Genomic DNA, 26,231 nt, shown 5'->3' on the forward strand with positions numbered 1-26,231 from the left:
ACGTCGATGTTCTTGCCTTGGACGCTGAGGGCGTTGCGGGCGGCGGCGGGGCCGCAGTAGTAGAAGTTGGGCTGGGCTTCGTAGCGGACGTCGAGTTGACGTTCGCCGTGGCCCTTGCGGTCGGCCTGCACGACGGCGGCGGGCTGACCGGCCGGCGCGGCGTACGCGGTGGTGATGGGGCCGGCGATGGCGCCGCCGGTGAAGGCGAGGCCGGCAGCGGTCAGGGCGGCCTTGCGGAAGATAGCGGTACGCATGATGATCTGAACCTTTCGTCGGGGGTGCGCGCGGCCCACGTGGGGGTGTGCCGGGGCCGTGCGAAAGGGGGGATGTGCGGATCGGAACCGTCGGGGGCCGGGGGCCGCTCACGACGTCCGAGCCAGGTGTAACGCCGGGGGGTGCGGGGTCATTCCGACCCGGGTCCCGGGGGGTGCGGCGCCGGGGGAGGCGTCGCGGTCATGCCATGTACAACCCCCGGCCCGGCCCGATGATTCCGCGATCGCCGCGGCCACGGCCACCCGGCGGGCGGCCGGCAAACCAGACACGCGGGTACGAACCTCCGGGTCAGCCGCCCTAGCCCGCGCCGGCCCGCCCGACGTCCCGCACAGAGGGCGCGTTTCCGGCACATCGGAGCGGGAAAGCGCCCGGCTCGCGAGGAGGCCGTCGACTTTCAGGGGGAGCGCGTCGTGTGGCAGGAGAGCCGGTACATCGCCACCCGGGAGCGGCTGTCCCCGGTCGCCGGGGCGCCGCTCTGGTGCGACGCGCACGAATTCGGCCTCCGAGGTGACGGTGTCACCAATGACCAACCCGCGTTGTCCGCCCTGGTCGACCGGCTCGGCGAGGGGTACGCCGCCGACGGCCGGGCCCGGGTCATCTACTGCCCGCCGGGGATCTACTCGATCCGGGACGCGGGCACCGTCTGGCGCAGCGGTGTCTCACTGATCGGAGCGGGGTCGGGCGCGACCCGGTTCCTGCTGAGCAACGAGGGCAACCGGGCGGACCCGACTCCGTTGGCCTTCTGGACCACCGTGCAGCACGGTGCGGACCGGGACCGGCACATCGCCGACTGCACCTTCGCCGACTTCGAGATCGACGGCTCGGGTGTGGCCATGGCCGAGTACAGCTACCTCGCCAAGGGACTCGGTCTCCAGTACGTGGTGCGGGGCGTGTTCCGCAACCTCTACATCCACCACACCGGCGCCACCGGCCTGGGGTGCGACTTCCTGCAGGACAGCCTGATCGACGGTGTGGTGGTGGTCGGCTGCGGCCGGCTGGACAACGGCGAGGAGATGGGCGGCGCGGGCATCGGCATCGGCATCGGCGGCTGGGGCGAGGTGGAACGCTGCACGATCGCCAACTGCACCACCCTCGGCAACGGCACCAACGGGATCTTCCTGGAGTTGCAGAAGCCGTACTGGACGCCCCCGCGCGGCTACCGCATCATCGGCTGCCACAGCCAGGCCAACCGGTTCGGCATCTCCGACTGGGGTGCCGACGGGTTGATCGTCTCGGCCTGCACCATCACCGGCAACCTGGAGGCCGGCTTCGACGTCTCCGCCAACGGCACGGCGGGCATCGCCGGCCGGGGCGGCATCCTCAGCAACTGCGTGATCGACCGCAACGTCCGCGACGGGATCAGCATGGGAAACACCCCCGGGCCGTACGCCATCCGGGGCAACCGGATCAGTGGCAACGGCTGGTACGGCTATCACCAGCACGATCTGGGCGCCGGCTATCAGGGCCCGTCGTCGGACGTGGTGATCAGCGACAACGAGTTCTGGGACAACGGCCTGGACGCGATCCGGATCGACCGGCCGATGGTCGACGCGGCCGTCCTGGACAACCGGATCCGCAACAACGGCCGGCAGTGCGCCCCGGCGTCGACCGGCTCCGGGGAGTCGGTGCGCTACGCCCGTCGGGCGATGACCGACCGGTCGGCGAACTGGCCGACGAACGGGCACCGGGGCAAGGTGCTGCGGGTGGGCTCCCGGGTGGCGGTGGTGGTCGGCAACAGCGACACCGACCTGGATCTGGCCGAGCTGCGACCGGACGCGGCCACCGCGTGGAACGAGGACGTCCCGGAGCCGGGTACGGCGTACGAGTTGTCGGCGGCGGCTCCGGTGCGCGCCGGCATCGTCGTCAACGCGCACTTCGACTCCGCCTCGGTGCGCGGGAACCGGATCTGGGACAACCGTGAGAAGCCGACGCAGACGCACGGCCTGTGGATCACCGAGCGGGGCTCCTGCGTGTCCTGCCGGGTCGAGGAGAACGACCTCGCCGGCAATGCCGAGAGCGCGCTGCGGTTGGACAGCCCGCCGGTGGGCGGTCGATGGGACCGCAACCACGTGGAGATCGACTGAGCGGGTCTCAGGCCGCGTCGTCGGGTGCGGCGGCCTCGGCGTGGCGGTCACGCAGCCGGGCCCGGATCTCCTCGGGGGTGTACGCGCGCCGTCGCCGTTCCGCCCGGGCGATGACCACGCCGGAGGCCGCCACCCCGGCCAGTCCGGCCATCCCGAGGACCTTCCACCACCGCATTCCTTGCCGCATCCGCTTAGGGTAGTCCCCCATGAGCATCAGCCTGGACGAGGCGGTGGAGCTGACGCGTACCGGTGACGTGTGGGTCTTCCGCGGCCGCAGCGTGCCCGACCGTGCCATCCAGTCGATCACCAACAGCCCGGTCAACCACGTGGGTATGGCGGTCGTGCTGGACGACATGCCGCCGTTGATGTGGCACGCCGAGCTGGGCCGGTCGCTGCCGGACATGTGGACCGGCACCCACCAGCGCGGGGTGCAGTTGCACGACCTGCGCGACGCGGTCTGCGTCTGGGCCAACCGGTACGGCCAGCGGGCCTGGCTGCGTCAGCTCGACCCACCGGCGGACGCCGAGATGGAGGGGTCGGTGCTGCGGACCATCGCCCGGCTGGACGGCACGCCGTTCCCGTCGACCGCGCAGCTCGCCTGGCGGTGGGTGCGGGGACGGGTACCGGCGGTGCGGTTGCCGGCGGTGCGGTTGCCGGTGCCGCAGCGGCAGCGGGCGACCACCGCCCGCGAGCGGACCGTGGAGCGCGATCGGACACTGGAGACGGCGTACTGCGCGGAAGTCGTGGCGGTCACCTACGAGGCGATGGGCCTGCTGCCCCCGGGAAAGCGGCCGAACTGGTACGACCCGGGTCGGTTCTGGAGCGGTGACGACCTCGGCCTGCAGGGCGGTGCCCAGCTGGGCAGCGAGATCGAGGTACGCATCCCGACGCGCTGAGGTTTCGCCGACCGGCGCGGCGGCAATTGCATGCGACGTGAATGCTTCCACCGATCTCGACACGCTCACCGAGTTCTTCGACCGGTACGGCGTGGCCCTGACCGTCGGCGACCTGCCCGCGATCGCCGGTTGCTACGCACTGCCGGGGTTGGTGGTCGCCGACACGTACAGCTTCTCGTTCACCTCGCCGGCGGCGGTGGCGTTGTCCTTCGTGGGCGCCGCCCCCGACTACGCCGAGCGTGAGCTGGTGGCCGCGCACGCCGACATCGAGGAGGTGCAGCAGGTCTCCGCGCTGCTGACCGAGGTGGCGGTGCGCTGGGAGTTCCTGGACAGCCAGGGTCGGCAGGTGCCCGGTGAGCGATACCGCTATCTGCTGCGGGCCGCCGCGGAGGGTCCGGTCATCTGCACGGTCATCCGTACCGGCTGACCCGGGGTGCGGCGCGGTCGCCCGGTGCTCGGCCGTCCCGGGGACCGATCCGGCGGGTCGGACGATCCGCCCCCACCCGTTTCGTCCCCGCCCCCGTCGTGACTAGGCTGTCGCGTCGGTGCGACGAGGGGGGACCTCAATGGCAGTGCGGCCGTCGGGTGCCGAGACCACGGAGACGGCCCGTCGACGGGCGCTCCCTCGGATGATCGCCTCGGCCCCCTGGGTCGTGGTCTCGGTCGGTGTCGCGGTGCTGGCGGTGCTGCTGGTGGTCGCGGCGCTGGCCTTTCGTGGCCCGGAGCAGCCGTCGGCGTGGAAGCCGGGGCCGGCGATGACGCTGCCGGCACCGTCCACCTCGGATTCGGTCACGTCGGTCCCGTCCGCTCCCGAGCGGCTCAGCCCGGCGCCGGGCGGCTCCGCCACGTCCGCGTCACCCGCAGCGTCGGTGCTGCCGTCCCCGTCGTCGCGGACCGCGTCCCCGGCCGGACGGTCGGAGGCCAGCCGAGCGCCGGACCGACCGACGTCCGCCCCGCCGGGACCGCCCGTCGCCCAGGGAGCGCTCACCGCCACCTATCGGGTCAGCGGCGCGGTCGAACCGGATTCGTTCCGGGCGCAGATGGTGGTGCGCAACGGCACCGCCGAGTCGCGTGACTGGCAGGTCGAGTTGCGCTTCACCGGAGACGTCACCGGCATCCGGGCCTCCAGCGGGCCGGGCGTGTCGGTGAGCATCAAGGGTGGTGGATGGTACCTGCTCAGCGGGACGGTGCCGCTCGCCGCCGGGGCACAGCAGGCGGTGGATCTGCGGTTCAGCCGCACCGGTGGCGGTGAGTACCCCGCCCACTGTGTGGTCAACGGTTCCTCGTGCGCCCTGTGAGGACCGTACTCTTAGGACGGTTCGGTGTTTCCCTGGGGACTTTTCCCTTTCGCTAAAGATCGTTACGCTTGCCCGGCTGCCCGCTGAGGAGATTCATGTCCGGTATGCGTCGCGCTCCGCGTCATCTTTCATCCCCTGGCCCCGCCGTCGCGTCCTCTCCCTGGGTCCTGATGTCGATCGGCCTGCTCGCGATGGTGATGCTGTTCGTCATCGCGATCGGCGCGTACCGGGGGCCGGGTCCGGAGTTCGATCCCGTGCCGCCGGGAGCGGCCGCCGCCCCGCCCATTCCCGAGCGCGCGTCCTCGGCCGGGCGGGAGGCCGCGAGCCCACCGGCGCCGGCGGTGCCCGGGCTCTCGCCGCGCAAGACCGACCCGCCGAGCGAGGCCGGTACCCCCTCGCCGGTGCCGTCACGGCCGGGTCCGGCGACGCCGGAGCCGCCGCCGGTCGCGTCGGCGCCGCCGCGAAGCAGTGCGCCACCGGCGGCCAAGCCCGCGCCGTTGGAGGCGCGGTACCGGGTGATGGACACCTTCCAGGGTGGCTTCATCGCCGAGGTGCTGATCCGCAACACCTCGCGCGGCGATCTGGAATGGGTGGCGCGGGTGGAGTACGCGGGCGGCCGGGTGGTGACCGCGTGGCTGGAAGGGGTTCCGCAGGGCACGTTCACCGGGCGCCGGGGCACGTTGACCTATAGAAGTGGTCCCGACCTGTCGGCGGGTGCCTCGGTGGCGCTGCGCTTCCACATCGAGTACGCCGATTCGTCGCCGAGGAGCTGCTCCGTCTCGGGGCGTGCCTGTAGTCGTCGGTGACGTCCGGTCCGCCGATCGCGGACCGTCCTCGACCTCATCCTTGCGCAAGAGACTGCTCTGTTGCCGCCATGTTTGCAAGGCATTGCAGAATGTTTCGGCAAGGGCTAGCGTGCGGGCCAATCAGCAGCCAGAGGAAGGCCGTCGATGAAACCCCCGCCGTTGTCGCGTAAGGCCCTGCTCGCATTCGTCTTCCTGCTCACCCTGACGCTGGCCGGCGCGCCGGTCGCGGTTCCCGAGAGCGCCGGCGCCGCCGGTCGGTCGGCGGCCGGGGCGCCCGGCGCCACCGACGCCGTCACCTGGCCCACCGAGCCGTCCGCCGCCGCCCTGCTGGCGGCGGGCACCGACGAGCGGGCGAGGGCGGAGCAGTTCTACTTCGTCCTGCCGGACCGGTTCGCCAACGGAGACCCGCGCAACGACCGGGGCGGTCTGACCGGCGACCGTCTGCGCACCGGTTACGACCCGACGGACAAGGGCTTCTACCAGGGCGGTGACCTCAAAGGACTGATCGATCGGCTCGACTACATCGAGGGGCTGGGCACCACCGCCATCTGGCTCGCACCGGTCTTCGCCAACCGCCCGGTGCAGGGCGAGGGCGACGACGCGTCGGCCGGCTACCACGGCTACTGGATCACCGACTTCACCCAGGTCGACCCGCACTTCGGCACCGCCGCCGACCTCAAGCGTCTGGTCCAGTCGGCGCACCGACGCGGCATCAAGGTCTACCTCGACGTGATCGTCAACCACACCGCGGACGTCATCAGCTACGCCGAGAACCGGCAGACCTACGTGGACAAGGCCACCACGCCGTACCGGGACGCGCAGGGTCGGCCGTTCGAGGACGCCAACTTCGCCGACGGCACCCGTCCCTTCCCCGAGGTGAACAGCCGGTCCTTCCCGTACACGCCGACGTTCCGCACCCCGGCGGACGCGACGGTCAAGGTGCCCTCCTGGCTCAACGACCCGACCATGTACCACAACCGGGGCGACTCCACCTTCGTCGGCGAGAACAGCGAGTACGGCGACTTCGTCGGTCTGGACGACCTGTGGACCGAGCGACCCGAGGTGGTCCGGGGCATGACCAAGATCTATGCCGACTGGGTGCGCTCCACCGGTGTGGACGGCTTCCGGCTGGACACCGTCAAGCACGTCAACATGGACTTCTGGCCGCAGTTCAGCCAGGGCGTCACCCAGGCCGCCGCCCGCGCCGGCAAGCCGGACTTCTTCATGTTCGGCGAGGTGTACAGCGCCGACCCGGAGATCGCCTCCCGCTACGTCCGACAGGGCGGCCTGCCGGCCACCCTGGACTTCGGCTTCCAGGAGGCGGCGCGTGGCTTCACCGCCGACGACGGCCCCGCCACGGCACTGGCCGACCTGTACGCCCGCGACGACCTGTACGCCGCCCGCAACACCGACGCCGGCCGGCTGCCCACCTTCCTCGGCAACCACGACATGGGCCGGATCGGCTCGTTCATCGCCGGCGGCGACACCGACCCCGCCACCCACCTGCGCCGCGACCAGCTCGCCCACGAACTGATGTTCCTCACCCGAGGCCAGCCGGTCGTCTACTCCGGCGACGAACAGGGCTTCACCGGCGCGGGCGGGGACAAGGACGCCCGACAGCCGATGTTCGCCTCCCGCACCGCCGACTACCTCGACGACGACCTGCTGGGCACCGACCGCACCCACGCCCAGGACCAGTTCGACCCGGCGCATCCGCTGTACCGGACCATCGCCGGGCTGGGCCAGCTGCGCCGGGCACACCCGGCGCTGCGCGACGGTGTACAGGTGACGCGCCACGCCGCCGACGGCCCGGGTGTCTTCGCCTTCTCCCGGTTCGACCCGCGTGACCGCACCGAGTACGTCGTCGCGGTCAACAATGCGCGGACCACGCAGACTGTCACCGTGGACACCTGGTCGGCCGGCACCCCCTTCACCGCGATCTACGGCGCATCCGGTCGGCGGGCCGCCGCCGCTGACGGCACGCTGACCCTGACCGTGCCCCCGCTCTCGGCGGTGGTGCACCGGGCCGGTCGGCCGGTCGCGGTGCCCGCCGCGAAGCCGGGCCTGACCATCACCACCCCGACGGGTACGCCGGTGGCCACCCGGGCCGAGGTGACCGCGCAGGTCAGCGGGGACCCGCTGGCCACCGTCACGACGGCGGCCCGGGTGGCGGGCGGCAGGTGGACACTGCTCGGCTCGGCGCACCGGGCGCCGTACACCGTGCACCACGACCTGACCGGGCTGGCCGCCGGCACGAGGATCGAGTACAAGGCGGCGGTCCGGGACGGCCGGGGCCGCACCGCCACCGCCCGCTCCACCGCCACCGTCGGCACCCCGCCGACCGGGTCGTCCCGCGACTGGCTGGTGGTGCACCACCACCGCCCGGACGGCGACTACGACGACTGGGGCCTGTACGCCTGGGGCGACATCGATCCGGCGTACGCCACCGAGTGGCCGCAGGGCCGTCCGTTCGACGGCACCGACTCGTACGGGCGGTTCGCCTGGGTGAAGCTGAAGCCGGGGGCGAAGTCGGTCGGTTTCCTGGTGGTCGACGCGGACGGCAACAAGGACGTCGACAACGACCGGACGGTGGACGTGACGCGCACCGGGGAGGTCTGGGTCAAACAGGGTGATCCGGCCACCTACCCGAGCCGGGAGGAGGCCGCCGGAGCACCGGCACCCCCGGTCGAGGAGGGTGTGGCGGTGATCCACTACCACCGGCCGGACGGCGACTACGACGGCTGGGGACTGCACCTGTGGGACGGCGCGGCCACGCCCACCGACTGGGCCCGACCGTTGCCGCCGACCCGCGTCGACTCGTACGGCGCCGAGTTCCGGGTGCCGTTGGCCGAGGGCGCGACCGGGCTGAGCTACATCATCCACTCCGGGGACACCAAGGACCTGCCACAGGACCAGCGGCTCGACTTCGCCGAGTCCGGTCGGGAGGTCTGGTTGCTCGCGGCGACACCGGGGCGGCTGCTGCCGGCGACGACCACCGGCGACAGCGGCGGTGACACCGACATCACCCGGCAGGCGGCGCACTGGATCGACCGCAGCACCGTCGCCTGGCGGACCGGCCCCACCGACGGCCGGGCGTACGCGCTGGTGACCGCACCCGCCGGTGGGGTGCGCGTGGTCGACGGCGAACTGGTCGGCACGTACACCTCGGTGCCGTTGACCGCGCGCCGCAACGGTCTCACCGAGGCGCAGCGCGACCGGTTCCCGCACCTGTGGGACCGGCACGCCTTCACCCTGGATCAGCGGGACCTGGCGACGGTGCCGGCGGCGCTGCGCGGGCAGGTGCTGGTGACCGAGCGGGCCGCCGACGGCACCCTGCTCGGTGCCACCGGCGTGCAGCTGCCGGGGGTGCTCGACGACGTCTACGCCCCGGCCACCACCGCCCGCCTGGGCGCCACCTTCACCGGCGGCGTGCCGTCCCTGGCGGTCTGGGCACCGACCGCGCGGACGGTGTCGCTGGAGCTGTTCGACTCGCCGACCGCCACACCGCGCGTGGTGGCGATGCGCCGCGACGACCGCACCGGGGTCTGGTCGGTGCGCGGGGCGCAGGACTGGGCCGGTCGCTACTACCGGTACCGGGTGCAGGCGTGGCAGCCGGCCGCCCAGCAGGTGCTGACCGCCTCGGTCACCGACCCGTACTCGGTGGCCCTGGCGGCGGACTCCACACACAGCCAGATCGCCGACCTGACCGACCCGAAGCTGGCGCCGACGGGTTGGTCGAGCCTGCACAAACCGAGTGCGGTGGCCCCGGCCAAGGTGCAGATCTCCGAGCTGTCGGTGCGGGACTTCTCGATCGCCGACAGCACCGTGCCGGCCGACCGTCGCGGCACCTTCCTCGCCTTCACCGACCCGGGCACCGCCGGGATGCGGCACCTCAGGTCGATCGCCGACGCCGGGGTGACCCACCTGCACCTGCTGCCGGTCTTCGACTTCGCCACCATCCCCGAGCGGCGTGCCGACCAGCGCCGCCCCGACTGCGACCTGGCCGCCGCGCCGCCGGACTCCGAACGGCAGCAGGAGTGCGTCGCGGCGGTGAAGGACACCGACGGCTACAACTGGGGCTACGACCCGCTGCACTACACCGTCCCGGAGGGCGGGTACGCCGTGGACCCGGACGGCACGCGCCGGACCGTGGAGTTCCGGCAGATGGTGGCCGGGGTCAACGGTGCGGGCCTGCGGGTGGTGCTGGACGTGGTCTACAACCACACCTCGGCCGCCGGCACCGACCCGCGCTCGGTGCTCGACCAGATCGTCCCGGGCTACTACCACCGGTTGCTCGACGACGGCGCGGTGGCCAATTCCACCTGCTGCGCGAACACGGCGCCCGAGCACGCCATGATGGGCAAGCTGGTGGTCGACTCGCTGGTCACCTGGGCCCGGGAGTACAAGGTCGACGGGTTCCGCTTCGACCTGATGGGCCACCACCCCAAGGCGAACATCCTGGCCGTCCGCGCCGCGCTCGACCGGCTGACCGTGGCCCGCGACGGTGTGGACGGCAGGAAGATCCTGCTCTACGGCGAGGGCTGGAACTTCGGCGAGGTGGCCGACGGCGCGCGGTTCGTGCAGGCGAACCAGGCGAACATGGCCGGCACCGGGATCGGCACCTTCAACGACCGGCTGCGTGACGCGGTGCGCGGTGGCGGCCCGTTCGACGAGAACCCGCGCCACCAGGGCTTCGCCTCCGGTCTGTTCACCGACCCCAACGGCGACCCGGTCAACGGCTCGGCGGCCGAGCAGCGTACCCGGCTGCTGCACCAGCACGACCTGGTCAAGGTCGGGCTGACCGGCAACCTGCGCGGCTACCGGTTCACCGACACCGGCGGCCGGGAGGTGACCGGGGCACAGGTGGACTACAACGGCTCGCCGGCCGGGTACACCGACGCGCCGGGTGAGGCGATCACGTACGTCGACGCGCACGACAACGAGATCCTGTACGACGCGTTGGCCTACAAGCTGCCGCAGGGCACCTCGGCCACGGACCGGGCCCGGATGCAGGTGCTGGCGTTGAGCACGGTGGTGATGGGGCAGGGTGCCGGGTTCGTGACCACCGGCACCGAGCGGCTGCGATCGAAGTCGCTGGACCGCAACTCGTACAACTCGGGGGACTGGTTCAACCAGATCCGGTGGGACTGCACCCAGGGCAACGGGTTCGGCATCGGGTTGCCGCCGGCCGAGGACAACCGGGACAAGTGGCCGTACGCGCGGCCGCTGTTGGCCGATCCGGCGCTGGTGCCGGACTGCGCGGCGATCGCGCTGACCGACGCCCGGTACGCCGAACTGCTGCGGATCCGGTCCTCCACGCCGGTCTTCGGGCTGCCCACCGCGCAGGAGGTGCAACGACGGGTCGCCTTCCCGCTCTCCGGCCCGCAGGAGACGCCCGGGGTGCTCACCATGACCCTGGACGCGCGTGGTCTGGGCGGGGCGTGGCGGTCGGTGACGGTGGTCTTCAACGGCACACCGCAGGAGGCGACGCAGCGGGTCGACGCCCTGCGCGGGGCGGACGTGTCCCTGCACCCGGTGCTGCGGTCCTCGGCCGATCCGGTGCTGCGGAGCGCGGCGTTCGAGCGGAACAGCGGCACGTTCCGGGTGCCGGCGCGCAGCGTGGCGGTGTTCGTCACGCGGTGACACGTGGTCCGGCCCCGCCGGTCCGATCCGTGGATCGGTCCGACGGGGCCGGGTCGTCACCTCGGCGTGAGGATCAGCCGAAGCAGTTCGGAATCGCGGTGATGCTGCCGGCGCAGTTGGTCGGCTTGTTGGCGGTGATCGCGGACTTGTCGTCCACGTTGACCACGCCGATGAAGCTGAACACGCCGCCCGGCGCGAGGGTGGCGAAGTTGTGCGACACCTTCGTCCGCTCCAGGTCGATCTCGCCGGAGACGGTGAAGACGCCTCCACCGACACCCAGCGGGCCGACGGCCCGGTTGCCACTGATCTCGCTGTTGCGGAAGGTCGCCTCGCCGGTGCCGTTGAAGACACCGCCACCGAAGAAGCCGGCCTTGTTCTCGACGATCTTGCTGTCCGTGACGTTGGCGATGGCGGTGAAGCCGAGCGCCAGGCCGCCGCCGACACCGACGGTGGTGTTCTTGGCGACCTCGACGTGCGCCAGCTCCAGGGTGCTGTCGTCGCCCGCAGCGGCCACACCGGCACCGGCCAGGACCGCCGTGTTGTTGACGACCTTCGAGTGCTGCACGGTGGTGTTGCCCTCGATGTCGAGCAGGCCGCCGCCGAAGCCGAGCACCTCGTTGCCGGTGATCTCGGTCTTCTCGATCAGTGCGGTGCCGCCGTCGATGTCCTCGCGGAAGATGAAGGCGGCACCGTTGGCGACGCCGCCGCCGCCGATGATGGCGTCGTTGTTGACGATCCTCGACTCGGCCACCCGCAGCACGCTGGCGTTGAAGATGCCGCCGCCGTACAGGAACGCGGTGTTGTCGGCGACCGTGGTGTGGTGCAGGTCGGCCTTGCCGAAGTTGGCCAGGCCCCCACCGACTCCACCGGCCTGGTTGGCGACGATGTGCGTCTCGGAGAACGAGGCGGTGCCGCCGGGCTGCACGAGCACGCCGCCACCGTCGTTGGACTCCGGCTCCAGCAGCACCGAGGGAGCCGCCTTGGCCTGGGCGGCCTTGAGCGCGGCACCCTTCGGCGCGGCCTGCAGCAGCGGCAGGTACGCCTTCTTGGCCTCGGCGGCCTTGGTCGCCTCCACCGAGTTGGAGAATCGCGACCACACCGCCTCGGGGGTGTCCCCGCCGACGGGCAGTGCCCGGGTCTGGCCGTTCTTGATGGTCAGGCCCTTGACGGTCAGGTTTCCGCCGCGGCCCACGTTGAGGATGCGGAACTCCTCGGCCGTGGCGTCCCGGACGATCTTGGTGTCGTGCCCCTTGAGGACGACGTTCTCGGTGATGACCGGCAGGCCGTTGGGGCCGGTGCCGTCACCCAGGTCGGAACGGGTCAGTGTGTAGGTGCACCCCTTGGCGAGGTTGAGCACGCCGCCGTGGTTGTCGTTGGCGAAGACCAACGCCTGGATCAGCTTGTCGGAGTCGCAGGGCACCTCCTTCTCGCGGTCCTTGCGGTCGTCGCCACCACGGTCCTTGTCGTGGCCACCGCGGTCGTCGCGCTGGTCGCCACCGCGGTCCCGCTTCTTGCCCTCGTGCCCCTCGGCGGCGTCCGGGCCCCGGTCACTGTCGGAGCTGACCTGCTGGGCGGTGGACCAACGCAGACCGTCGGCGCTGACCGCGCCGGCGCCGATACCGACGGCGGCGATGCTGACCACGCCGGTGAGACCGGCGACGCCACTGGCGAGCCAGAAGGCGCGACGCCGCTTCGGCGCCACCTCCGGCTCCGCGGCGTTGTTCTTAGCTTGGTAGTTGGACATCGGAGCTCTCTGCCCTCTCGTCGTACCAGACAGGGTCGTCACACGCGGGTGAGCTTCCCCTGCTACAAATCGGTTGTAGCTCCCACATGCACCGTATGAGAGTGTTCCTCGCTTCGCGCCCATATCCGAGATAACCCCACATTGGGTACGGGCTGCGCGGGAGTGGTGCAAGCGCTCTGAAGGGTGCAATCCGGGCCAATTCCGTGGCGATCGGCCGCCGACGCCCGTCGGGGCGGGTACGCGACCCGGGCTCCTCCGCACGCGGCGGAGGAGCCCGTCTATGTGGTCGTGCTCTGGAATCACCCGTACGCAGAAGGAACGATCAGCCGAAGCAGCGCTCCGGCACGACCGGACTGCCGGAGCAGTTGGTCGGTCGGTTGGCGGTCACCGCGGAGCTACGGTCGATCCGCACGCCGTCGTTGGTGGTGTAGATGCCGCCGGGCGGCAGCACCGAGAAGTTGGCCTGGACCGTGGAGCGTTCCAACCGGACCTGGCCGCCGTCGTTGTAGATGCCGCCGGCCACCGAGTTCTGGCCGACCACCCGGTTGGCCACGATCGCGGTGTCCCGCACGACGGCGGTGCCCCCGTAGGTGGCCAGTCCGCCACCGTTGCGCTCGGCGACGTTGTCGGTGATCTCGCTCTGCGCGATCACCGCCGTACTCTCGGGTCCCACGCCCAGCCCGCCGGACGTGTCGTCGGCGGAGTTGCGGGCCACCAGGACCTTCTCCAACGCGAGCTGGCCGTCGCCCAGGGCGAGCAGGCCACCGCCGTCCTCGCCGCTGTGGTTGCCGACGACCCTGCTCTGGGTCAGCGTCGCGGTGCCCCGATAGGTGAGGACGCCACCGGCGTTGTCGGTGGCCCGGTTGTGCTCGATGGTGCTCTTCCAGACCCAGAGCGTGCCACCGGCGCCGGGGAGCCCGAGGCCGGGCACACCGTTGCCGATGCCGCCGCCGGCGACCGCGCTGTTGTCCGTGATCGAGGATTCCTCGAGCCGGAACACCCCGGCGTTGAACACGCCGCCGCCGACACCACCGGCGCTGCTGGTCGCCACCCGGCTGTGGGCGACCCGTGCGGTGCCGAAGTTGGCGATCGCGCCGCCGTTGCCGCCGGCGTGGTGCAGCAGGAACTCGCTGTGCTTGACGTCGGCGCGGCCGCCGCGCTGCACGAGCAGGCCGGCGCCGTCGCCCGGCGCGACGTCGACGAGTGTGGCGTCGCCACCGGCACCCCGGGCGGCCTCGGTGGCCGAGGCACCCGTGGCGGCGGGGACCTTCGCGGCGGCCTTGGCGGCCGGGGCCTTCGTCGGCGTGGCCGCCTTCGCGCCCGCCTTCGCGTTCGTGCCGGCTCCTGCCTTCGCCGGCTTCGCGGCGGCCTTCGCGGAGAGCTCGACCTTCGCCCTCGACGCCGCGATCGGGTCAGCCTGGGTCAGCCCACCCTTGACGACGACGTTCTTCAGGGTCAGGTGACCGCTGCGGCCCACGTTGAGAATCCGGAACGGCTCGGCGTTCGCCGCCCGGACGATCGTGGTGTCGCGCCCGGCGAGCGTGACCGCCTGGGTGATCACCGGCAACCCGTTGGGGCCGGTGCCGTCGCCCACGTCGGAGCGGGTCAGCTCGTAGGTGCACCCCTTGGCCAGCTCCAGCGTGCCGCCGCGGTTGTCGTTGGCGTGCTCGATGGCCTGGATCAGTTTGTCGCTGTCGCAGGGCACCTCGTGTCCCCGCTCCTTGTCGTCGCGACGCTGCTCGCCGGAGGACGCCTCGCGGCCCTTGTGCTCCGCGCCGGTCCGGGCGGCCTTGTCATCGCCCCGACCGGCCTCCTCGTCGCCCCGGCCGTTCTCGCCGGTGGTCGGGCCGGGAGCCTCCGATTTCGGCGCGGCCGCGGGTTGGGCGTCCGAGGCGTTGTTGCGGTCCCCGGACTTCTGGTCCCGAGCGGCCACGCCGCCCAGGGCGGCCAGTCCGACCACCCCGGTGAGGCCGGCGACTCCGGCGGCCACCCATATCTTGCGTCGTCGTCGACCTGGCGGGACCGGAGGCGGCCCACCGTACGAAGTCAACTCGTCATTGGACATCAGAGCCTTCCGCCCTTTCCTCCTACCAGACTGACCCGCACCCGTACGAAGCGGCGCGAGTAGCTACAAACAGCCTGTAGCTTCTGATGACCACCGTATGAGAAGCATCTTCGCGAGGATGACTAATACGAAAAAACCCCATAACTGCCTCAGTTCGGGCGTGCGGCTGCCAATCGGGGGGAGTGGCACCGAAAGCGCCGGACAACCCGGGACATGACGAAGGGCGGGCCCTCCGCAGCGGCGAGCGTCCGCCACTGGAAAGGCCCGCCCTTCGGCGGGTCGTACGGGTCAGCCCGGCAGGCGGGGGCCCGCCTCGCGCTGCTCGGCCAGCCAGGTCTCCACCTCGTCGGCCCGGCGCGGCAGGCCGGCCGACAGGTTCACCGCACCGGCCGAGGTGACCAGGATGTCGTCCTCGATCCGGACGCCGACACCCCGCAGCTCCTCCGGCACCAGCTCGTCCTCCGGCTGGAAGTACAGCCCCGGCTCGACGGTGAGCACATACCCCTCGCCCAGCTCCCCGTCCCGGTACTTCTCCTTGCGCGCGTGGGAGCAGTCGTGCACGTCGATGCCGAGCATGTGCCCGAAGCCGTGCAGCGTCCACCGCCGGTACACGGTCGACGACTCGTCCATCGCCTCGTCCACACTCACCGGCAGCAGCCCCAGCTCGGCCAACCCCTCGGCGAGCACCCGCATGCAGGTCAGGTGGACGTCCTTGAACTTCACGCCCGGCTTGATGACGTCGATGCCGGCCTGCTGAGAGGCGTACACGATGTCGTAGACCTGGCGCTGCAACGGGGTGAACCGGCCGTCGACCGGGAGTACCCGGGTCACGTCGGCGGTGTAGAGGTGGTGCCCCTCCACGCCCATGTCCATCAGCAGCAGCTCACCCGGACGGGTGACACCGTGGTTGTGCACCCAGTGCAGGATCGTGGCGTGCTCGCCGGAGCCGACGATCGAGCCGTACCCGACGTCGTTGCCGTCGTGCCGGGCGCGCAGCGCGAAGACGCCCTCCAGCAGCCGCTCCGAGACGCCCCGGTCGGCCGGCAGCACCCGGGCCACGTCCTCGAAGCCGCGTACCGTCGCGTCGATCGCGTCCTGGAGCTGGGCGATCTCCCACTCGTCCTTGACCAGCTTCAACTCCGCTACGGCGATCGCGAGCTCCCGGTCGCGGGCCGGCTGACCGTCGGCCCGCGACCCGTCGTACGGGCGCACGGCCGAGTCCACCGAGGCGTCGAACCCGCGCAGCACCCGGGTCCGCGCCGGGGCCAGGTCGCCCAGCGTCGCCTCCAGCTCCGTCAGGTCGGCGGTGGGGAGCCCCAGCTCGGTCGACTTCTCCGCCAGCGTGTGCCGGCGGCCCACCCACAGCTCACCGTGGCGGCTGCGGAAGAACTCGTCGGTCTCGCGTGAGGAGCGGGGACGCATGAACAGGGTGGCGTCGTGCCCGGAGCCGTCGGGCCGCAGCACCAGGACCCCGTCCGGGTCGTAGTCCCCGGTCAGGTACGCGAAGTCGCTGCCCGGACGGAACCGGTACTCGGTGTCGTTGGCGCGGACCTTCTCGCCGCCGGTGGGGATCACCAGCGTCTCGCCGGGGAAGGCCGCGGAGAGCGCCGCGCGACGCTTGGCGTAGTTCGGTACCTCCGGTCGGGGGCCGACCGGCAGCCCGGTGTCCCGCCACCCCTGCCGCATGAACGACAGGAACGCCGGTGGGAAGTCCGGGTCGTGCGACTCCGTGCCGTCGGCCGGCTTGCCGTCGGTGCGCTCCTCGGTCATTCCCCGCTCCCTTCGCCGCATCGCTGGTGCCGACGGTACCCCGAAACCCGTTCCGGTCCAGAGGCCGGCAGTGCCGCGCCGCCCGATCCGGACGCGTGGAAAGATGACGGCCATGTGCGGACTCCTGGCCTTTTTCAGTGCCCGCGGCGACGCCGCCGCCCACCGCGACAACATCGCCGCAGCGCTGGAATGCCTGCACCACCGTGGCCCGGACGAGACCGGCGTCGAGGTGGTCGGGGACGCCTCCGGCCGGTACGCGGACGGGGTGTTCGCCCACAAACGGCTCGCGATCATCGACGTGGCGCTCAGCCACGAGCCGCTGCCCTACGCCGACGGCCGTTACCTGCTCACCTTCAACGGCGAGATCTACAACTACATCGAGCTGCGCGAGGAGCTGATCCGCGACTACGGGGCCCGGTTCGCCACCAACGGTGACGGCGAGGTGATCGTCGCCGGCTACCACTACTGGGGCGAGCAGGTGCTCACCCGGTTGCGTGGCATGTTCGCCTTCGTCATCTGGGACCGGCAGGAGCGCCGGGCGTTCGGCGCCCGCGACTACTACGGCATCAAGCCGCTGCACTACCTGGAGACCGCCGACGGGCTCTACCTCGCCTCGGAGAAGAAGGCCCTGCTGCCGTTCGCGCAGTCCGCGTACGCCGGGGACGCCGGGGTGGACACCGCGAACCTGAGCCACTACCTGACCCTGCAGTACGTCCCCGAGCCGGGCACCCTGCACCGGGGGATCAGCCGGATCGGCTCGGGTGAGTACCTTACCTGGACCCCGGGTGGCCGGATCGACGTGCGGCGCTGGTACCGGCCGGTGTTCCGGCCCGGCCCGGTCGCCGACGAGCAGAAGCTCTACCACGAGATCCGTGAGACGCTGCGCGAGAGCGTCCGCATGCACATGCGTTCGGACGTGCCGGTCGGGTCGTTCCTGTCCAGCGGCATCGACTCCACCGCCGTGGTGGCGTTGGCCCGCGAGTTCAACCCGAACATCCTCACCTTCACCGTCGGCTACGACGTGCCCGGATACTCGGAGATCGACGTCGCCCAGGAGTCGGCCCGCCACCTCGACGTGACCACGATCCCGACGAAGATCGGGCCGCAGGACATGATCGACGCGCTGCCGAAGATCGTCTGGCACCTGGACGACCCGGTCGCCGACCCGGCGCTGGTGCCGCTCTACTTCGTCGCCAAGAAGGCCGCCGAGCACGTCACCGTGGTGCTCTCCGGCGAGGGCGCGGACGAGTTCTTCGGCGGGTACACGATCTATCGTGAGCCGCTGTCGCTCAGCGGCGTCAACGGGCTGCCCGGCGGGGTCCAGAAGGGTCTGCGGGCGGTCTCCAAGGCCATCCCGCAGGGCGTCAAGGGCAAGAGCTTCCTGGAGCGCGGCACCACCCCGATCGAGGAGCGCTACTACGGCAACGCGCGGATGTTCACCGAGGAGGAGAAGCAGCACCTGCTGCGTCGCTACGACCCCTCGGTGCGCTACACCGACGTGACCGCGCCGATCTACGCCGAGTGCGCCGAGCTGGACGACGTCACCAAGATGCAGTACGTCGACCTCTACACCTGGCTGCGCGGGGATATCCTGGTCAAGGCCGACCGGATCTCCATGGCGCACTCGCTGGAGGTGCGGGTGCCCTTCCTCGACCGGGACGTGTTCGAGGTCGCGGCGAAGATCCCGGTCGACCTCAAGCTGCCGCCCCGCTCGGACGCCACCAAGTACGCCATGCGCCAGGCGTTGCAGGGTGTGGTGCCGCCGGCCATCGTCAACCGCAAGAAGCTGGGCTTCCCGACCCCGACCCGGGTCTGGCTGCGCGGCGAGATGTACGAGTGGGCCCGGCACGTGTTGAGCACCTCCGGCGCCGGAGACCTGCTCGACCTGTCGTACGCGCTGCGTCTGCTCGACGAGCACAAGCGCGAGGAGGCCGACCACTCCCGCAAGGTGTGGACGGTCCTGATCTTCTGCGTCTGGCACGCCATCTTCGTGGCCAAGACGCTGGACCCGGGCATCCAGCGCAACCAGTCCGCGCTGCTCACCAAGCCCGTCGTCGGCTCCATGGTGCGCTGACCCCGGACACGAACGAGCCCCCCTGCGGACATCCGCAGGGGGGCCGTTTCGCGTTCGACCGCGTCAGCGGGCGGCGCAGGTGGCCGTCGGTAGCGAGGTACTGCTACCGCTGGCCAGGAAGCCGAACGTCGTGCTGCCGTTGACGCCGAGACTTCCGTTGTAGGCGACGTTCGTCGCGGACACCGTCGACCCGGACGAGGTCTGGGTCGCGTTCCAGACCTGGCTGATCTGCTGGCCGCTCGGCCAGGTCCAGCTCGCGGTCCAGCCGTTGAGCGCTGCGGTGCCGTTGTTCCGAACCTCGACCTCGCCCTGGAAACCACCGGACCAGGTGCTGGTCACCCGCAGGGTGGCAGCGCAGCCACCGGTGCCGGGCGGCGGGGTGGTGGGCGGAGGCGTGGTGGGCGGCGGGGTGGTCGGCGGAGGCGTGGTGGGCGGCGGGGTGGTGGGCGGCGGGGTCGTGCCGCCACCGATCCCGGTCACCTCACCGTTGCCACCGTCGAAGGCCACGTCGGAGCAGCCGAAGAAGTTCTCCTGGCTGTCCGAGCGGACCCACCGCGAGTAGATGATGTGCCGGCCGGTCTTGTTGGCCGGCAGGGTCCCGGTGAAGTAGTAGTGGCCGTCGTTGGTGCCGACCGCGCCGCGCTGCGGCGGGTTGGTCACCGTCAGGAACGGCTGCTCCTCCAGGTCGCTCCAGGCCAGCGCCCGGGTCGGGCTCCAGCTGTTCTTGGTCACGTAGAAGTAGAACGTGCCCGGGTGGTGCGCCCAGTTGCTGTACCGGAACTCGATGGACCGGCCGGCGGTCAGGTGGGTGATCGGCCAGTCGTTACGGGCCAGGTCGAAGCCGCGGAAGCCGGTGGCGCCGCCGCTGCAGAGCTGGCCGTCGGGGATGAAGCCGGTGGTCCGCCCGTTGGCGTCCGAGCGCAGCACGCTGAACCAGTTGTACAGCGAGTTGGCACCGGACTGGGCGACCGCGGCGGAACAGGCCGGGTTCTGCGGCCGGATCTCCCCGGTGGGGGAGAGGCCGTCGCGCCAGCACAGGAACGTACGGGCGCCCGGCGTCATCGCCGCGCCGTGCGCGGCGGCCGGGTCGGGGCTGGCCGTCACGGCGACGACCGCGCTCGCGGCGAGGGTGACGGCCGCGAAGAACATCGCGGCCAGACGAGGTCGGTGCACAGGTTCTCCTGACTCGCGGGGCACACCGTGCGGGGTGGCCCCGCCGAAGCGCGCGGGAGGATGAAAGCTCGCTCCCGCAGCTAGGGGCGAATGCGACGAAGCGGCGACGTGTGCACGGGGTCTATGCCCTCCCGGCACGATGCCGCCGGTGATATGTCGACGCGTACGTATGCCCTCGCGTCCATGACCCGGCGCCGATGACGCGCAGCCCCCGCGCCATCCGGCACCACCATCCCAGCACGCCGACGCGGTCGACGCAATAGCTGTTCCTCGATGTGCACGACGTCGGTTCGCGTCGGCCGGTACGCGCCAATACCGTGGCGTGCATGCCCGGCGGCGGATCGTTGTGCCAGCCTGGGCGGCAGCGGACGGCCGACGAAAGGGACCGGGATGGGATACGCAGTGGTGCTCGGTGAGGCGCTCGTCGACCTGCTCGACACCGAGAGCGAGGGTGGCCGCGTCTTCCGGCAGGCCGTCGGCGGCGGCCCGCTGAACGTCGCCGTCGGCGTCGCCCGCCTCGGGGGCGCGGTGCAGTTCGTCGGCTCGCTCGGCGACGACGTGCTCGCCGGGCGGATCCGCGACCTGCTGGCCGCCGAGCGGGTCGGCACGGCCGGGACGCTCACCGCCCCGGTGCCGACCACGTTGGCGGTCACCACCTTCTCCGGTCCGGAACCGGACTTCCGCTTCTACGGCGATCCGCCCTCCTACGCGGTGCTCACCGCCGACGACGTCGACGCGACCCTGGTCGAGGACGCCGACGTGCTCTACTGCGGGTCGATCGTGCTGCTGGCGCCGACCACCCTGGCCGCCGCCCGCCGGGCCTGGTCGCTGGCGCCCGGGCTGCGGGTGTTCGACCCCAACGTCCGTCCGCGACTGCTGGACGGCCCGCAGGCACTGGCCGAACTGCGCGGGGTGGTCGCCGAGTTCGCCGCCGGTGCGCACCTGGTCAAGTTGAGCACCGCCGACGCGGAACTGCTCTACCCCGGCCAGCCGGTGGAGTCGGTGGCGGCGTACCTGCGCGAGGTGGGCGCGGGCACCGTCGTGGTCACCCTGGGCCCCGAGGGCGCGGTGGTCGCCGCCGCCGGCGCCGATCCGGTACGCGTACCCGCGCCGAGGGTGCACGCGGTCGACGCCACCGGCGCGGGCGACTCGGTGATGGCCGCGCTCGTCGCCGACCTGCTCGTCGACGGCGAGCCCGCCGAGCCGGGCGGCTGGACCGAGCGGGTGGCCTTCGCGTTGCGCGTCGCCGGTCTCGTCTGCGAACGGCCGGGCGGGGCCGTGGCCATGCCGACCCGGGCGCAGGTCCGCGAGCGCTTCACCGGCTGAGAGCGCCGGGTCCACGGATCAGGCGGTGCCGTCCAGCTCGGCGTAGCCACGGCGGGCCGCGATCAGCGCCGGGCGGGCCGGGAAGGGTGCCTCGGCGGCGACCCGCTCCGGCGGTGCCCCGCCGGTGTGCCCGGCCCGGATCAGCCAGGCCAGCTCGGCCAGCTGGGTGTGCTGTGCCCGGACGAACTCGACGTCGACCGGCTCACCGTGCCCGGGCACCACGACCGTCGCCGGGGTGGTCCACCGCAGCAACTCGGCCACCGCGTCGGGCCACTGCAACGGGAAGGAGTCCTCGAACGCCGGTGGGCCGGACTGCTCCACCAGGTCCCCGGCGACCAACACGTCGGCGTCGGGCACCTGCACCACCAGGTCGGCGTCGGTGTGGCCGTGCCCCGGATGCCGCAGCACCACCCGTCGGCCGCCGACGTCGAGGGTCGCCTCGGTCCGGACCGTACGGGTGGGTGCCAGCAGCGGCGTGTCGGCCAACTCGGCGGCCAGCCCCGGATGCGCGTCGCGCAGTTCCGCGTACGCCTGGCGGCGCAGCTCGTCCGGATCGCCGCTCATCACCTCGGCGGCGCGGTCGTGCGCCCACACCGGGCGGGGCGGGTCGGCGGCGAACGCGGCGTTGCCGAACCAGTGGTCGTAGTGGTGGTGGGTGTTGACGATCGTCAGCGGGTCACCGGTGACCGCCCGTACGGCGGCGGCCAGCTCGGCGGCCTGCCGCGCGCTGGAGAGCGTGTCGACCAGCAACGCCTCGCCGTCGCCGCACACCAGCGTGACGTTGACCGCGAGCAGGGGCTCGCGCAGGACGTGCACCCGGTCGGCGACCTCGACGAAGCGGACCGTCACGACGGTCGGCCGGCGCGTTCGACGAACCGCTGCCGGTCGACCACGACCCGTTCCACCCGGCCCTCGGCCACCCGCTGCCCGTCCTCGCTCACCTCGACGTCGAAGACCAGCCGACGCCGGTCGACCGTCGTCAGGGTGGCCTGCGCCACCACCGTCCGGCCCACCGGCGTGGCGGCCAGGTGCGTCAACTCGACCCGGGTGCCCACGCTGGTCGCACCGGCGGGCAGGTGCGGCGCGCTCGCCGCCACCGTGGCCGCCTCGACCAGCGCCAGCACCCGGGGGGTGCCGAGCACCGGTACGTCACCGGAGCCGACCGCCTCGGCGGTGTCGGCGTCGGTGACGGTCAACTCGACCCGGGCGGACAGACCCGGCGTCAGGGCGAGATCCGACTGCACCTGCATGGCCACAGCGTAGGGGCTCGCCGCGTCCTCGGCGACGCGTGCCGTCGGATGGCCCCCGTCCGGCTCCGGCCTGCAGCGCCGCGAGCGGCCCCGACACGGTGGCGCGGCACGCAGGTGGTCCTGCGTGGGGCGGCCCAGGGTCCGCCGTTAACCTTGTCCGCGATGTCTGCCGTGACCGACCCCCAGCCCCCGGCCCCGACCGAGCCGTCCGCCTCACCCGACGGCGGTCGCCGCCGCGTGATCGCGATGTCGCTGTGGAGCGTCGCCTTCGTGGCGGGCTGGCTCGTCATCGGCCTGCCCACCGACCCGCTGTACGCGTTCTTCTGGATCTGGGCGGGGACCATCGCCTGGAACTCCGCCCGCCCGTGGCGCAGTCACCTGCGCTTCGCCCGGGACTGGGTGCCGGTGGTGCTGCTGCTGGTCGCCTACAACCTGTCCCGGGGCTTCGCCTACCACGACGGGACGGTGCCGCACGCGTACGAGCTGATCCTGGCGGACCGGTTGATGTTCGGCTGGGCCATGGACGGCCAGGTGCCCACCGTCTGGTTGCAGCAGCACCTGTACCACCCCGAGGTGCGGTGGTGGGACGTCCTGGTCAGCTGGGTGTACTTCTCGCACTTCGTGGCGGCACTGGCCGCCGCCACCGTGCTCTGGATGCGGGAGCGCAGCCGGTGGGCGGCCTTCATGCGGCGCTGGTTCTTCCTCTGCGCCACCGGCCTGGTCACCTATTTCCTGTACCCGGCCGCGCCGCCGTGGTGGGCGGCGCAGAACGGGCTGATCGAGGAGGTCGCCCGGATCTCCACCCGGGGCTGGCGGGCGTTCGGCATGCACGGCGCCGGCAACCTGCTCAACGCCGGGCAGCTCGCCTCGAACCCGGTGGCCGCGATGCCGTCGCTGCACACCGCGTTCGCGCTGTTCGTGGTGCTGTTCTTCATGAACACCGTGCGACGCCGGTGGTGGCCGCTGCTGCTGTCGTACCCGCTGGCGATGACCTTCACCCTGGTCTACAGCGGCGAGCACTACGTGATCGACGTGCTGGTCGGCTGGGCGTACGTCGGGATCACCTTCCTGGCGGTCGGCGCGGCCGAGCGGTGGTGGTCGCGCCGCAAGGCCCGCCGGGCCGCCGCCACCGACCCACCTCCGGACGACCGGGACGCACCGGCCGCACCACCGGTGGTCCCGGCCACCCACTGACCGGTCGTCGCGCGGGCAGGCGCCGGCCGCCCTAGCCGCGACGGGCGGCCCGACCCCGGGCGGTCAGCTCCGCCGCCAGCGCCCAGGCGTCGGCGAGGTCACGGTCGACCGCCGCCGCGCCGGCCCCACCGGCGGTGTCCACGTGCACGGTCGCCAGGCCGAGCAGCCGCTGGATCGGGCCCTGCACCACCCGGACGCTCTGGAACCGGGCGTACGGCACCATCGTCAGTTGGCGGGTGAGCAGCCCGGACCGGACGGCGAAGACCTCGTCGGTCAGCCCCGCGCCGAGCACCTGACGGCTCAGCGGGTTCACCCAGCGGGCCCGGGTCGGCGGCGGGACCAGCGGCAACGATGCCAGGGTGACCCCGGGCAGCACCTCGGCGAGGATGATCTCGCCGGTCGCCAGGTCCCCCACGGGCAGCAGACGGTCCGGTCGGTTGCGCTGGTCGGCCTCGCCCGCGGCGTAGCCCGCCACCTCCAGGCGCATCCGCAGCCAGCCCTTCATCCGCCAGAGCAACGGCCAGGTCATCCCGACCGTCTGCACCCGGTGCAGCGGCACCGTCTGCACCCGCGTCTCCAGCAGGCCGTTGCGGATGCGCAGCCGGTCGGCGTCCCGCGCGAGCTGGAACCGCCAGTCGTCGAGCACCCGACGCACGGGTTGCAGCAGGATGCCCGCCATCGCGGTCAGCGTGCTCGCCACCGCGATGAACGACCACGATCCCTCGGACAGGAACTGCACGGTGACGAAGGCCACGCCGATCGGCAGCAGGAACGCCTGCGGGGTCAGCAACTGGCTGATCAGCAGGTCCCGGTTCTCGACCGCGTGCAACGGGCGTCCCGGCGGCGGGCCGGCCGCCCCGTCGTCCGCCGGTGCCGTCTCCTGGTCCGCCGACTCGCCCGACGCCACCGCGTCCGGACGGGCCGGGGCGACGGCTGGCCCGCCCGCGAGCGCCAGCAACCGCTGCCGCAACGCGGACGCCTCCGCGACGCTGAGGTACGCCAGCGGCGCCTCCGTCTTGCCGCCCCCGACCACCTCCAGCCGCAGTTCGGCCAGGCCGGTGAGCTGCGCCAGCAGCGGGCGGACCACCTCGACGGCCTGGAGCCGTTCCAGCGGAATGGCCCGGGTCCGTCGCCAGAGCAGCCCCTCGTGGATACGCAGTTCCCGGCCCACCACCTGGTAGCCCGTGTAGTACCAACTGATCACGGCCAGCACGGTCGCGCCGAGCGCGAGCACGATCACCATGGTCACGAACCACCCGAACCCGACCCGGGACAGCGTCGACCAGGACAGCCCGGCGATGACCACGGCCAGCGACTTCGCGCCGTGCAGCGCCGGGCTCAGCGGGTGCAGCCGCTGCCGCGCCTGCGCCGTGTCCGGCGCACCGCCGGGATACGGCGGGTACGGCCCCCCGTGCGGGTACGGCGCCCCCTGCGGGGAGGACGCGCCCGGCTGGTGGGGCGTCCCGGGCGGATACGGCTGGTGGGGCGTCGCGTGCGGGTACGGCGCACCGGCGACGACCGGTGGGGCAGGTGTCTCGGGCCGTGCCGGTGGCCCGCCCAGGGACTGCTCCGGCGGCGGCGCCGTGGGGGTGCCGGGCGGTCCCGGATGGGCGACCGGTGGCGCCACGTCGCCCGTACGGGGCTCGGGCCGGTCCGGTGCCGACCCGACCGGGCCCGTCACAGCCCTTCCGCCCGGTCCTCGCCCAGCGCGGTGAGCCGGTCACGCAGCCGGGACGCCTCGGCCGGCCGCAGACCCGGCACGCGGGCGTCACTGGCGGCCGCCGCAGTGTGCAACTGCACGGTCGCCAGGTCGAACGCGCGCTCCAACGGACCGGCGCTGACGTCGACGAACTGCATACGGGAGTACGGCACGATGGACAGGCGGCGCACCAGCAGCCCGTGCCGGACCAGGAGATCGTCCTCACGTTCGGCGTAGCCCCAGGCGCGTACCGCGCGGACGATGGTCACCGCCCGCCAGACCGCGAACAGCAGCACGGCACCGAGCGCCGCGCCGAACGGCCAGGTGCCGCTGAGGGCCCAGCCGATGCCGATGCCCGCCGAGACGACGACCACCACGGCGGACAGCCGCAGCAGCTCCACCCAGATCAGGTCGGACGAGATCGACTGCCACCGTACGGTGTCCGGCCAGGGTTCGAGCGGCCCGGCCGATGCCGGGGCGTTCGGGGCGTCATCGCTCACTGAGCACGTCTTTCGTTCGCGACTGCGGGGCTCGCAAGCTCACTCCTCGCGCTCACCGAGCTGGCCTTTCGTTCGCGACTGCGGGGCTCGCAAGCTCACTCCTCGCGCTCACCGAGCTGGCCTTTTGTTCGCGACTGCGGGGCTCGCAAGCTCACTCCTCGCGCTCACCATCAAGTAGCCGTTGTACGCGTTCACTCTTCGAGCGTAGGCGATCCCGGGAGCGGGGTGACCTCGCGCAGGAAGCCCCGCGCGGTGAGGAAGTCGCCAAGTGAGGGGCGGTGGAGGTCACAGGCGAGCCACGTCTTGCGTCGCTCGGGCGTGTGCAGGCGTGGGTTGTTCCAGCGCAGTGCCCACCCGGCGGAGGCGCGACATCCACGGGCCGAACAGATCAGAGCCTCGGCGGAGGTGTCGGAATCGTCCATCGCACCCAGTCTAG

General features: G+C 72.0%; 19 protein-coding genes and 1 pseudogene. 9 read left to right on the forward strand and 11 right to left on the reverse strand.

Annotation, left to right across the window (positions count from 1 at the left end; translation table 11 throughout):
- Positions 1 to 254, reverse strand: a pseudogene (locus ABZ738_RS28870) (phytochelatin synthase); the annotation flags it as partial.
- Positions 255 to 683: 429 nt separating this feature from the next.
- Here ABZ738_RS28870 and ABZ738_RS28875 point away from each other — a divergent pair.
- A complete protein-coding gene (locus ABZ738_RS28875; RefSeq protein ID WP_357218341.1) occupies positions 684 to 2,357 on the forward strand; it encodes a right-handed parallel beta-helix repeat-containing protein in 1,674 nt (557 codons plus the stop codon).
- A gap of 7 nt (positions 2,358 to 2,364) precedes the next feature.
- Here ABZ738_RS28875 and ABZ738_RS28880 read toward each other — a convergent pair whose 3' ends face one another.
- A complete protein-coding gene (locus ABZ738_RS28880) occupies positions 2,365 to 2,544 on the reverse strand; it encodes a hypothetical protein (protein WP_176092180.1) in 180 nt (59 codons plus the stop codon).
- A gap of 19 nt (positions 2,545 to 2,563) precedes the next feature.
- Between ABZ738_RS28880 and ABZ738_RS28885 the strand changes: the two genes are divergently transcribed.
- The 5 genes from ABZ738_RS28885 to pulA all read left to right on the forward strand — a co-directional run bounded on the left by ABZ738_RS28885 (position 2,564) and on the right by pulA (position 11,000).
- Positions 2,564 to 3,253 (forward strand): hypothetical protein, encoded by a 690-nt coding sequence (locus tag ABZ738_RS28885; protein ID WP_131056377.1) that lies wholly within the window; start codon positions 2,564 to 2,566, stop codon positions 3,251 to 3,253.
- 37 nt (positions 3,254 to 3,290) lie between these two features.
- Complete coding sequence (locus tag ABZ738_RS28890) at positions 3,291 to 3,680, forward strand: hypothetical protein (RefSeq protein WP_131056378.1); 390 nt, start codon at positions 3,291 to 3,293, stop codon at positions 3,678 to 3,680.
- 139 nt (positions 3,681 to 3,819) lie between these two features.
- Positions 3,820 to 4,551: a hypothetical protein gene (locus ABZ738_RS28895; RefSeq protein ID WP_357218346.1), complete on the forward strand. Its 732-nt coding sequence runs from the start codon at positions 3,820 to 3,822 to the stop codon at positions 4,549 to 4,551.
- A 170-nt stretch (positions 4,552 to 4,721) separates the two neighbouring features.
- Positions 4,722 to 5,357: a cellulose binding domain-containing protein gene (locus ABZ738_RS28900; protein ID WP_176094612.1), complete on the forward strand. Its 636-nt coding sequence runs from the start codon at positions 4,722 to 4,724 to the stop codon at positions 5,355 to 5,357.
- Positions 5,358 to 5,501: 144 nt separating this feature from the next.
- Positions 5,502 to 11,000 carry a pullulanase-type alpha-1,6-glucosidase gene (pulA, locus tag ABZ738_RS28905; protein ID WP_357218348.1) on the forward strand — a complete coding sequence of 1,833 codons (5,499 nt, stop codon included), beginning with the start codon at positions 5,502 to 5,504 and terminating at the stop codon, positions 10,998 to 11,000.
- Positions 11,001 to 11,073: 73 nt separating this feature from the next.
- Here the strand turns inward: pulA and ABZ738_RS28910 are convergent, their stop codons facing one another.
- The 3 genes from ABZ738_RS28910 to ABZ738_RS28920 form a co-directional block, all read right to left on the reverse strand.
- Positions 11,074 to 12,744, reverse strand: a complete 1,671-nt coding sequence (locus ABZ738_RS28910; protein WP_131054736.1) for a hypothetical protein — start codon at positions 12,742 to 12,744, stop codon at positions 11,074 to 11,076.
- Positions 12,745 to 13,066: 322 nt separating this feature from the next.
- The gene (locus tag ABZ738_RS28915) at positions 13,067 to 14,809 is read right to left on the reverse strand and encodes a right-handed parallel beta-helix repeat-containing protein (RefSeq protein WP_357218351.1); all 1,743 of its coding nucleotides are present in this window, start codon (positions 14,807 to 14,809) and stop codon (positions 13,067 to 13,069) included.
- A gap of 288 nt (positions 14,810 to 15,097) precedes the next feature.
- On the reverse strand, positions 15,098 to 16,579 hold the full coding sequence (locus ABZ738_RS28920; RefSeq protein WP_357218354.1) for an aminopeptidase P family protein: 1,482 nt from the start codon (positions 16,577 to 16,579) through the stop codon (positions 15,098 to 15,100).
- A gap of 112 nt (positions 16,580 to 16,691) precedes the next feature.
- Here ABZ738_RS28920 and asnB point away from each other — a divergent pair, with 112 nt between their 5' ends.
- Positions 16,692 to 18,653, forward strand: coding sequence for an asparagine synthase (glutamine-hydrolyzing) (asnB, locus tag ABZ738_RS28925; RefSeq protein WP_131056236.1), 1,962 nt, complete (start codon positions 16,692 to 16,694; stop codon positions 18,651 to 18,653).
- Between the two features lie 63 nt (positions 18,654 to 18,716).
- Here asnB and ABZ738_RS28930 read toward each other — a convergent pair whose 3' ends face one another.
- Positions 18,717 to 19,802, reverse strand: a complete 1,086-nt coding sequence (locus ABZ738_RS28930; protein ID WP_176095923.1) for a lytic polysaccharide monooxygenase — start codon at positions 19,800 to 19,802, stop codon at positions 18,717 to 18,719.
- 414 nt (positions 19,803 to 20,216) lie between these two features.
- Here ABZ738_RS28930 and ABZ738_RS28935 point away from each other — a divergent pair, with 414 nt between their 5' ends.
- Entirely contained in the window at positions 20,217 to 21,152 is a 936-nt protein-coding gene (locus ABZ738_RS28935; protein ID WP_176094609.1) for a carbohydrate kinase, read from the forward strand.
- Between the two features lie 18 nt (positions 21,153 to 21,170).
- Here ABZ738_RS28935 and ABZ738_RS28940 read toward each other — a convergent pair whose 3' ends face one another.
- Together ABZ738_RS28940 and ABZ738_RS28945 are read right to left on the reverse strand one after the other, a co-directional pair.
- Positions 21,171 to 22,001, reverse strand: coding sequence for an MBL fold metallo-hydrolase (locus ABZ738_RS28940; RefSeq protein ID WP_176094608.1), 831 nt, complete (start codon positions 21,999 to 22,001; stop codon positions 21,171 to 21,173).
- Positions 21,998 to 22,402, reverse strand: coding sequence for a thioesterase family protein (locus tag ABZ738_RS28945; RefSeq protein ID WP_176094607.1), 405 nt, complete (start codon positions 22,400 to 22,402; stop codon positions 21,998 to 22,000). Before ABZ738_RS28945 ends, ABZ738_RS28940 begins: the two co-directional genes overlap by 4 nt.
- Positions 22,403 to 22,564: 162 nt before the next feature.
- Here ABZ738_RS28945 and ABZ738_RS28950 point away from each other — a divergent pair, with 162 nt between their 5' ends.
- Positions 22,565 to 23,596: a phosphatase PAP2 family protein gene (locus tag ABZ738_RS28950; RefSeq protein WP_176094606.1), complete on the forward strand. Its 1,032-nt coding sequence runs from the start codon at positions 22,565 to 22,567 to the stop codon at positions 23,594 to 23,596.
- A gap of 31 nt (positions 23,597 to 23,627) precedes the next feature.
- Here the strand turns inward: ABZ738_RS28950 and ABZ738_RS28955 are convergent, their stop codons facing one another.
- From ABZ738_RS28955 to ABZ738_RS28965, 3 genes are all read right to left on the reverse strand, one after another.
- On the reverse strand, positions 23,628 to 24,947 hold the full coding sequence (locus ABZ738_RS28955; RefSeq protein WP_357218464.1) for a PH domain-containing protein: 1,320 nt from the start codon (positions 24,945 to 24,947) through the stop codon (positions 23,628 to 23,630).
- A 326-nt stretch (positions 24,948 to 25,273) separates the two neighbouring features.
- Positions 25,274 to 25,795: a PH domain-containing protein gene (locus ABZ738_RS28960; protein ID WP_131057178.1), complete on the reverse strand. Its 522-nt coding sequence runs from the start codon at positions 25,793 to 25,795 to the stop codon at positions 25,274 to 25,276.
- 191 nt (positions 25,796 to 25,986) lie between these two features.
- On the reverse strand, positions 25,987 to 26,217 hold the full coding sequence (locus ABZ738_RS28965) for a hypothetical protein (protein WP_357218361.1): 231 nt from the start codon (positions 26,215 to 26,217) through the stop codon (positions 25,987 to 25,989).
- Positions 26,218 to 26,231 lie beyond the last annotated feature (14 nt).

The sequence above is a fragment of the Micromonospora sp. NPDC047793 genome, from assembly GCF_040642635.1.
In the GTDB taxonomy this organism is placed as follows: domain Bacteria; phylum Actinomycetota; class Actinomycetes; order Mycobacteriales; family Micromonosporaceae; genus Micromonospora.